At 47.4% G+C, this 8498-nt stretch carries 9 protein-coding genes; 5 read left to right on the plus strand and 4 right to left on the minus strand.

Annotated elements, in window-relative coordinates; genetic code table 11:
- The 3 genes from A3751_RS22665 to A3751_RS06150 all read left to right on the plus strand — a co-directional run.
- Positions 1–629: hypothetical protein (locus tag A3751_RS22665; protein WP_082863086.1), on the plus strand; the 629-nt coding region annotated here is incomplete at its 5' end.
- Positions 630–1031: 402 nt separating this feature from the next.
- Positions 1032–1277, plus strand: coding sequence for a hypothetical protein (locus tag A3751_RS06145; protein WP_156498393.1), 246 nt, complete (start codon positions 1032–1034; stop codon positions 1275–1277).
- 316 nt (positions 1278–1593) lie between these two features.
- Positions 1594–2283 (plus strand): DUF3592 domain-containing protein, encoded by a 690-nt coding sequence (locus A3751_RS06150; protein ID WP_068453426.1) that lies wholly within the window; start codon positions 1594–1596, stop codon positions 2281–2283.
- 33 nt (positions 2284–2316) lie between these two features.
- Here the strand turns inward: A3751_RS06150 and A3751_RS06155 are convergent, their stop codons facing one another.
- On the minus strand, positions 2317–4461 hold the full coding sequence (locus A3751_RS06155; protein ID WP_068453428.1) for an FAD-dependent oxidoreductase: 2145 nt from the start codon (positions 4459–4461) through the stop codon (positions 2317–2319).
- 105 nt (positions 4462–4566) lie between these two features.
- Here A3751_RS06155 and hemB point away from each other — a divergent pair, with 105 nt between their 5' ends.
- The gene (hemB, locus tag A3751_RS06160) at positions 4567–5574 is read left to right on the plus strand and encodes a porphobilinogen synthase (RefSeq protein WP_068453431.1); all 1008 of its coding nucleotides are present in this window, start codon (positions 4567–4569) and stop codon (positions 5572–5574) included.
- Positions 5575–5587: 13 nt separating this feature from the next.
- Entirely contained in the window at positions 5588–6406 is an 819-nt protein-coding gene (locus tag A3751_RS06165) for a DUF4344 domain-containing metallopeptidase (protein WP_068453432.1), read from the plus strand.
- Here A3751_RS06165 and A3751_RS06170 read toward each other — a convergent pair.
- The 3 genes from A3751_RS06170 to A3751_RS06180 form a co-directional block, all read right to left on the minus strand.
- Positions 6403–6606 (minus strand): hypothetical protein, encoded by a 204-nt coding sequence (locus tag A3751_RS06170; RefSeq protein ID WP_068453434.1) that lies wholly within the window; start codon positions 6604–6606, stop codon positions 6403–6405. The genes A3751_RS06165 and A3751_RS06170 overlap by 4 nt on opposite strands.
- Before the next feature lie 178 nt (positions 6607–6784).
- Complete coding sequence (locus A3751_RS06175; protein WP_068453436.1) at positions 6785–7975, minus strand: hypothetical protein; 1191 nt, start codon at positions 7973–7975, stop codon at positions 6785–6787.
- An 80-nt stretch (positions 7976–8055) separates the two neighbouring features.
- Positions 8056–8498: Rnf-Nqr domain containing protein (locus tag A3751_RS06180; protein ID WP_304439011.1), on the minus strand; the 443-nt coding region annotated here is incomplete at its 5' end.

Below are 8498 nucleotides of genomic sequence, written 5' to 3' on the forward strand. Positions count from 1 at the left end.
CAGAGGAGTACGAGCTAGCCTTTTACGGAGAGCTCGCGCCAGGCGCCGAACTGGACGATTGCAAAATAAAACTTGGGCAGCTTTTCAAAGCAAGCCCCGCCCAAATAGAGAAAATGTTCGCTGGTCAGCGAGTCGTACTTAAATCCAAACTCGATTCTGCGACAGGTGAGAAGTATTTAGCGGCTCTGAAAGCCCGGGGTGCGGTCTGCAAGCTCGAATCAAATTCCGCGTCAAATACTTCTGTACAGACAGCCGCGGATAACGCACCCAAAGCTCAAGAACCTCCAAGAGCGCAATTTACATCGGCTCCGCGACCGGAATCATGGCAATCAGAACCCGAGCCGAAATCAACGAGCGCTCCGTCAATGCGCGCTCAGGCGGTTGATCCAGAGAGCGCAGAGCGGCTTAATGTTGCTGGTGAAAAAGTGGATGCGCTATTAGCGAATGTTGATTTGAGCGTGGAACCGGCGGGTGTAGATCTTGCGGATCATAAAGAGGAGGTAGTGATGCCTGAGCTTGTCATGCAAGACAATCTTAGTGTTGCGCCAGCAGGTAGTGATTTGGGCGAGAAAAAAGAAGAAAAGGTGCCCGTGACACCCGATATCAGTCATCTGTCTTTAAAAGACTAAACGGAATAAGTGCAAAAAAAAGGGCTTCCAAAAGGAAGCCCGAATAGTTTTATAACAACTAGGGATTTGAGAAATGGCATTGGAGAGGTGTTAGCGCGTAGCCATTTCTCATGCGCTATAAACTAACCTTAGCTCAGTTTCAGCGCTCTGCTCGGGGTGCTACGAAAAACCACTTAAAATCAATAGTTGGGTTACATTTCACTACGTCTGACAACATATGAATTAATGTTAAAGCATTAAAAACAAGCATTTACCTTGCAAAAGCTAGAATGTGCTTTATATTTAGGTTGTAAGCTTAACTTGGCAGAAAGTCTATTAAGAGTGCTACCAAACTCTGACTTTAAAGATCGAGGGGCTTAATTAATAAAACGAAACGCCGTACAAAGATGTGGCGATCATTTATTGCAACTAAATATTTACCGTGCGGGTAAAAATGAAGGTGTCATTATGTCTCAGCAAGCCAATGGGCCGCTCGCTGTTTGTTCTAGCGAGTCTCCGGTCACAATTCGTAATAACGTTCGCCAGCAATTGAATTCTGACGTCGCTGAATTTCTGCAGCGTGGTGGTAATGTAAGTAAGATTGCTGACAACGTCCGAGCTGATCCTCCTAAAAAGCCGAATATGACTTATGGTTCAACGCCTATCTAGGCGAGACCGCGAAGTATCGTTTTTTCAGACCAGCAATAAGTTAAAGTAGTACCCATGTAAGCGCGCCTCCTAACGCGCTTTTTTTATGCCTGCTATCCCTGCACCGTAGGGTTATTTGTGCTTGCATTGCCTGTCTTTTGTACGCATAATCCCCAAACTCGAAATGGGACTTGGGTCTCGTTTCGTCTGTGAGCTAAGCCGACAAAGTTAAATAGCTACACGTAGTATTAACAAAGCAAAAGACAAATTGCGCTCAAATAAGAAAGACTAAAAAGTCTCAATGAGCTGTACCTTCTTTGATTGTAGTGAGTAGTGAATGCTGGTTGAGTTTTACAATATTGCCATGGCAAGTACGATGGCTGTCGCGGGCCTGTTGTTAACGCGAGACTATGTACGCTTTTTGAAAAGCACGCATCAGGTCAATGCTTCCGTTAAATCTATCCAACACGTGTTTCTCCCTTCTAATGCTCGTTCTGGGACCAAAAGTGGTTACTATCCCGTTTTAGAATATAAAACTGAACAAGGCCCTATTGTGTTTACGTGCATTGATGAGCTGGCGGCAAATCGATTCCACATCGGTGATAAAATTAAACTGCACGTCTCTAAATCTCGACGCACTGAATTGCGCAACTGTCGAACATTTCTTTTGTTGAGTGCTATGTTGGCAATCTTGATTGGCGGCTTGTTTTTGTCTGCACTGGTACCTGATTCAGGCATTGGTCCTTTGCATATTATTGTTGCTTCTTTTGTTGTTGCGACCTGTTTATTCGTGATCGTCCGATTTAAGCGAGATCAGGATCAGAACATTGCTTTGCAAACGCTTGATGTTGATGGTGGTAGTGCGCGTTATTGGTTGAAAGAGCCGACAGCGTTCAAGCATTGGTGCCGAACGCTTCATGACAAGAAACAAGCAGCCCGCGTGCGCTTATCACAGGCATTTGGCGCTTGCTGCTTCATTATGTCTGGTGGCATTGCATTCGGTGGATTGTTGCCAGTCCTTGGCTAATTTAAAATCTACAAGATTACCTAGATACGCATGCTAGCTGCGAGTCCACTTATGGAAGCGGGCTAGCAACGACATCGTTCGATCACTCACATTCGCGCGCTTCCACTCCCCTGCCAGATATTTATTTGCCTCTGCTAACGTGGGGTAGATATGAATGGTGCCTAGCAATTTATTTAGCCCAAGGCCATGCTTCATACCGGTCACAAATTCCGTAATTAGATCACCGGCATGGTGCCCAACGATGCAAGCGCCGAGCACTTTATCCTTGCCTGGAACCGTTAGAACTTTAATCTGTCCATAAGCGACGTTGTCTGCGATTGCGCGGTCGAGATCGTCAATGCCGTAGCGGTGTACTTCATATGCAATCCCTGCTTCTTGAGCTTCAAATTCACTCAAGCCTACTCGCGCAATTTCGGGATCGGTAAACGTTGCCCAAGGGATGACTCGATAGTCCGCCTTAAAGCGTTTAAGGCCGCCGAATAGTGCGTTGACCGACGCATACCAGGCTTGATGTGAAGCCGCGTGTGTAAGTTGGTACGGGCCAGCAACGTCACCGCAGGCGTATATGTTAGGGAACTTCGTCTGCAGATACTCATTGACTTGCAGCGTACCTCTGTCGTTGTTCTCGATGCCTAGGTTCTCCAGCCCGAATCCTTTGGTATTCGCAATCCGGCCTACGGCAAATAATATACAGTCGAATTCCAGTTCAATGACTTGCTCACTTTTCGATTTCGCCACCAGAAGTTGTTTGCTTGGGTCCTCGGGATGGGGCTTCGCCTCGACGGCATCAAAGCCCATTTCCAATTTCATACCTTCACTCAGCATCTTGCTTTGTACTAGGCTCGCCATATCACTGTCTTCGCGCGGCAGTACCGTGTCATTTCGGCCGACGAGTGTGACGTTGATACCAAGCCGATGAAAGCTTTGCGCAAGCTCGCACCCTATAGGCCCCTCTCCTACAATCATTGCTTTGGGTGGTTGGCGTAAATTCCAGATGGTATCGGAGTTATAAGCAAGATCTGAGTTAAGGCCCAATATCTCGGGCATGGCCGGCCTTGCGCCGGTTGCAATGATGATATTTTTCGCCGCAATGGTCTTGCCATCCACTTTGACATGCCATGGGTCAATGATCTGGGCGCTACCCTGAATACAATTAACACCGAGACCCGTATATCGCTCAACCGAATCGTGAGGCTCAATCTTTTGAATGACGTCTTGGATTCGCTCCATTACTTGCTGAAAGTCAACTGAAGCATTGTCGATTTGTACACCATATTGCGCGGCTGTGTCGGCGTAATGTTTGATTTTAGCGGATCGAATCAGCGCTTTGCTAGGCACGCAACCTGTATTGAGGCAGTCGCCACCCATTTTGTGGCGCTCGATGAGATCCACCTTTGCTTTAGTGGCCGCAGCAATATAAGCACTCACTAGACCTGCGGAGCCTGCGCCGATCACGACTAGATTTGAATCGAACTGTTTCGGCTTGGAGTATCCCTTGTAGACTCGCCGCGCTTTGAGTCGTTCCAGTGCGCGTTTTGCGATAATCGGGAAGATGCCGAGTGCTGCAAATGACAATAGCATTGCAGGTGATGCGATACCGGCTAGAGAATCTAGCTCTGCGAGTTGTGTTCCGGCATTTACATAGACAATTGTTCCAGGAAGCATGCCTAGTTGGCTTACCCAAAAATATTGGCTTAAGCGAATATTGGTCAAACCCATCAACAGGTTAACGGCAACAAAAGGGAAGATCGGAACGAGTCGAAGTCCAAATAGATAAAATGCACCCTCGCGCTCAACGCCACTGTTTATTTTCTCGAAGCTGCTTTTGAACCGCTCCTGCACGCTGTCTCTGAATAAGGTGCGTGCCATTAGAAAGGCAAGACTGGCGCCAATCGTGCTCGCGAAAGAAACCAGAAGCACGCCTTGCCATAGACCAAAAATAGCCCCCGCTGCTAGGGTGATGAGTGTTGCAGCAGGTAAAGAAAAAGCAGTTATCGCAATATACAGGGCAAAAAATGACAATGCCGATTGGTAGGGATTCTCTGCTTGATACTCAAGGATGGCATCACGTTGTGCTAAGAAATTCTCTAAGTTTAGGTACTGATCTAAACCGAGGCCATAGAAAGCAGCGATTGCTGTAATGACAACAAGCGCGAGCAGTATCTTTTTAAGGGGCATAAGGTGCTCTTTAATTGAGGATGATTCATACTATAAGACTAGACGCTAGGATCTTAGTTCCGCGAACTTTATCCAACAATCTTTTTATAGGCTCTGGAGGTCTTTTTGGTTTTCCCTCTTTCTCGTCAATTTCCAAATACACGGTTGCGCAGGCTGCGTTTTCAAGAATCAACGCGACGAATGGTGGCAGAGAATACTTTGCATGCAGCCGATTTAATCTACCCAATGTTTGTGATTGAGGGTGAATCTGTGCGTGAAAATGTGGCTTCAATGCCTGGGATCGAGAGAATGAGTATTGATCTACTCGTCTCTGAAGCTAAGGAGTTACGCGAGCTAGGTATCCCTGCTATTGCATTATTTCCGGTCACGCCTTTGGAAGCCAAGTCAGATGATGCCCGAGAGGCATTCAATCCAGATGGATTGGCGCAACGCGCGGTGCGAGCCTTGAAAGCGGAGGTTCCTGAACTAGCGGTGATTACAGATGTTGCCTTGGATCCGTTTACCAGCCATGGACAGGATGGTTTGATCGATAAAAACGGGTATGTTCTGAATGACGCTACGGTCGACGTATTGGTAAAACAGGCGTTATCCCATGCTGAGGCTGGTGCCGATATTGTTGCGCCGTCTGACATGATGGATGGCCGTATCTCGGCGATTCGTCAGGGCCTTGAAGTTGCAGGCTTTACTGAAACGGCGATTCTTTCCTATGCGGCGAAATATGCATCGGCTTACTATGGCCCTTTTCGGGATGCCGTCGGTTCAGCCGCTAATCTCGGTAAAGCTGATAAGAAGTCGTATCAGATGGATCCAGCAAACAGCGATGAAGCGATTCACGAAGCGGCAATGGATTTGCAAGAGGGCGCCGATATGGTGATGGTCAAACCAGGCATGCCCTATTTAGACATTGTTCAGCGCGTTAAAACGGAATTACGCGCACCGACTTTTGTCTATCAGGTCAGTGGTGAGTATGCGATGCACGTCGCTGCGTTTGAAAACGGCTGGCTCGACAAAGACAAGGTGATTCTTGAGTCGTTACTTTGTATCAAGCGAGCGGGTGCCGATGCTATTTTGACTTATTTTGCCAAGGATGCGGCACGGCTATTGAAAGGGTAGAGGGCATTTGTGCGTGTATGAGCTCTCAAGAAAGATCGTACTCTGCCTTTTGTGCGGCGTAGCAGGCTTGTTATGGACTGTGCAGGTTACGGTTGCTCAAGAGGGGGCGGTCGCAGAAGAGCCGCTTGTTCGATGGAGCGAGCAAGCTATGTCGCTCGATCACGAAAAACTGTTTGAGCGTTTGGGAGCCGACTTTGAGCGGCCATTGCGACAATTGGTCTTTGAAGAGATTGCGTTGCAAGAGGCGATGTTCATAGAAGTGTCAGAACGCCCATATGGTTACTATGATCCGGATGCCCGTTTGGTCGTCGTTCCCCTCTCGAATATCTATCGTGCGTTTGATGATCTGAAGGCGCGATTTCCTCAGCAAGAAGGTGTTCAGCAGTCAATACTCTCTGCGGCTTTGCAGTTTTATTTGATGAGTGAGCTTATTCGGGGAGTGGTCATTGATTTGGAATTAAAGATTGTGGGCTGGGATGCAGAGCGTATCGATGCATTGGTGACTGTCATGCTTCTTGAAAGTTCAGTGGTTGATCAGCCTTATTTGCTCGATGCCGCAGAAGAGTTCTTATTGATTGACCGTGCTGCACCATCAATACAGTCTCAGAGATTCAAAACTGAATTTGAGGCAGACGAGTACCGATTAATGCAAGTGTTGTGTGTCATGAAAGCTTATGACTCGGAAGAAACCGCAGCGCCAGTATTTGATCGACGGGAGTGCACTGGCCAGTATGAAGCGGCTCTGACGTATTGGGCGGATGTTTTAGCAGCGCACTTACGGGAAAATTCTCGGCTAAAAGAATGGGCTTCTCAGCCGGAACAAGATGACTAATACCAAATAACGAAAGCGGCCGCTGCGCCAACGCCACACTTTTCCTCATGATCACTGGTTCGACAAAGATGCTTACCAACCGCATAGGTTAATCCCGCACCTACTAGATATAGTTCGAGGTCGCGTTCCTTTTGAAAAGACGAGCATCCGCTTGTCAGCACGGATAGCGCAACCACACTTCCCACAATCCACTTCTTCATTGAAGACCTCTGGTTCACCTAAATGCCGTAATAGTGAAACGGCAAACGTACAGCGGGCTATCCTACAAACAGTATGTGGAGTGATCAAGCCGGTTTTGGGACGAACGTGACAGGGTTGTCATGCAATGTTCAAATTGCTGCTTGTCGATGCGAAATTGAGTAGATTTCGGGTAGCTTATTAGAAGAGTTCGACGTCGTCGTTACTTTCTAGTTCTGGTTCTGTTTTTTTCACCTCGTTCTTAGTTAGTGCTTCTACGGCTGTGATAGAGCTGATGAGACTGTGGAAGTGATGTTCCAAAGCATCGCTGTTTTGATAAAGCACTTCCATTGACTCGAACGCGTCACTCGATAGCTCTAAAAGCTTTGCTTCTTGTTCTTCCGTCAGGTCGAGAGTCATAGCTGCGATATGCAGCTCATCGGACAGGTTTTTCATAATGTCGCGGGCGTACATTTGCGTTTCGGCGGACACCGATTTGATCATGTCCATGATCGAGGTGACTTGCGTATGCTGGCTATTGATTAGATTGTTGACGGTGATCGTTCGTGCTTTGGCTTCGGCAAGCGCGGCACCTTGAAGTAAGATGTCACGCAATCGGCCATATTTTTCCTGATCCTCCCAAGGGGCATTGGTAACCAATAAAACCAAGTAATCCAACCGAAACACCAATATGCGATTTCTTGATAGCACTCGAATATCACTCGTCAGCGCTTCATCCATGATTTTTTTCGCGGCCTCGTGCACGGCATCGTGTGGGAAATAGGTTCGTCGCGTGTTATCCACGATTAAAGAATAGGCTGTTAACTCCATGCTGCCGCAAAGACGAAATAACGCATTGGCGACATCATCGGTACTCGATGATTCCTGCAGCCACTCGACCAACTGCATCAATAGGCCAATTTCAGAAGCGGCCCGCATCGCAGTCAACGCTGTGTCTGTCGTCGATTTGAGCTGTTCTTGGAGATCTTCATTATGCTGTTTGTGTTGAATGAAGGTTTGTAACTTGTGCTGAATGCGTTCTTTGTCCCAGTCTGTTCCAAGGTAGCTATCTAGTGGGAGTTTTGTGAGTACATTACAAGGCTTGCCTTCTAATGCGTTGTCGACCATGCCGAGCATCGTCGGTCGTGAATCTTTTAACTGGCCATCCAGATAGGAGACGAGAGAGTGATAATCGACCCCCTCAATAATGTCGAACAGTATGGCATGCGGAAGATGCTCTATGCTCTTGGCAACGTGGTCGTTTGAAGCGAAGTCCTTCGTACCAACAGGCAAATCAAAGTGCACGGCACCCTCTAATTGACCGATGTTATGGTCATAGCTTGAGGGCGTTTTTCCTGGTGCATGAAAAACAACGATTTTTTGGGCACTCATAAACAGTCCATATTCGATCCCGAATTCTGGAGTGAGTCTAGTACAAGATTTCTGAAATGCTCAAATTTGCTGCTAATAACCTAGGAGATATGACCTGTTACCCTAACCCGCTTGGAGCCAGCACTTGTCTGGTTTTGCTGTGCTTTGCGTTGCGCGATTTTCGCGTCAATCACATTTTTGATTGCAATGATTAAACCCATGCCGACGAATGCCCCAGGCGGCAGAATTGCAAACAGAAAGTTACTGTAATCCGTCGCTAGAATTATCTCCCAGCCACGCGCTGCTTCGCCGAAAATGAGATGCATGTTGGAGAAAAGTGTACCTTGGCCAATCGCCTCTCGAGCACCGCCAAGAATCACTAGCACGATAAGGAACCCAAGCCCCATCATGAAGCCATCAACACCGGCGAATAACGGATTAGTTTTACTCGCGTAAGCATCGGCTCTCCCAAGAATGGCACAATTGGTCACGATCAGAGGGATGAATATGCCGAGTATTTGGTAAAGCTCATACGTAAAAGCTT

The organism is Oleiphilus sp. HI0080 (genome assembly GCF_001635135.1).

Bases quoted from the DNA above. Each gene is read 5' to 3' on its own strand.
- A3751_RS06150 (WP_068453426.1), top strand. From the start codon at position 1,594: ATGCTGGTTGAGTTTTACAATATTGCCATGGCAAGTACGATGGCTGTC.
- A3751_RS06175 (WP_068453436.1), bottom strand. From the start codon at position 7,975: ATGAGTGCCCAAAAAATCGTTGTTTTTCATGCACCAGGAAAAACGCCC.
- A3751_RS06170 (WP_068453434.1), bottom strand. From the start codon at position 6,606: ATGAAGAAGTGGATTGTGGGAAGTGTGGTTGCGCTATCCGTGCTGACA.
- A3751_RS06155 (WP_068453428.1), bottom strand. From the start codon at position 4,461: ATGCCCCTTAAAAAGATACTGCTCGCGCTTGTTGTCATTACAGCAATC.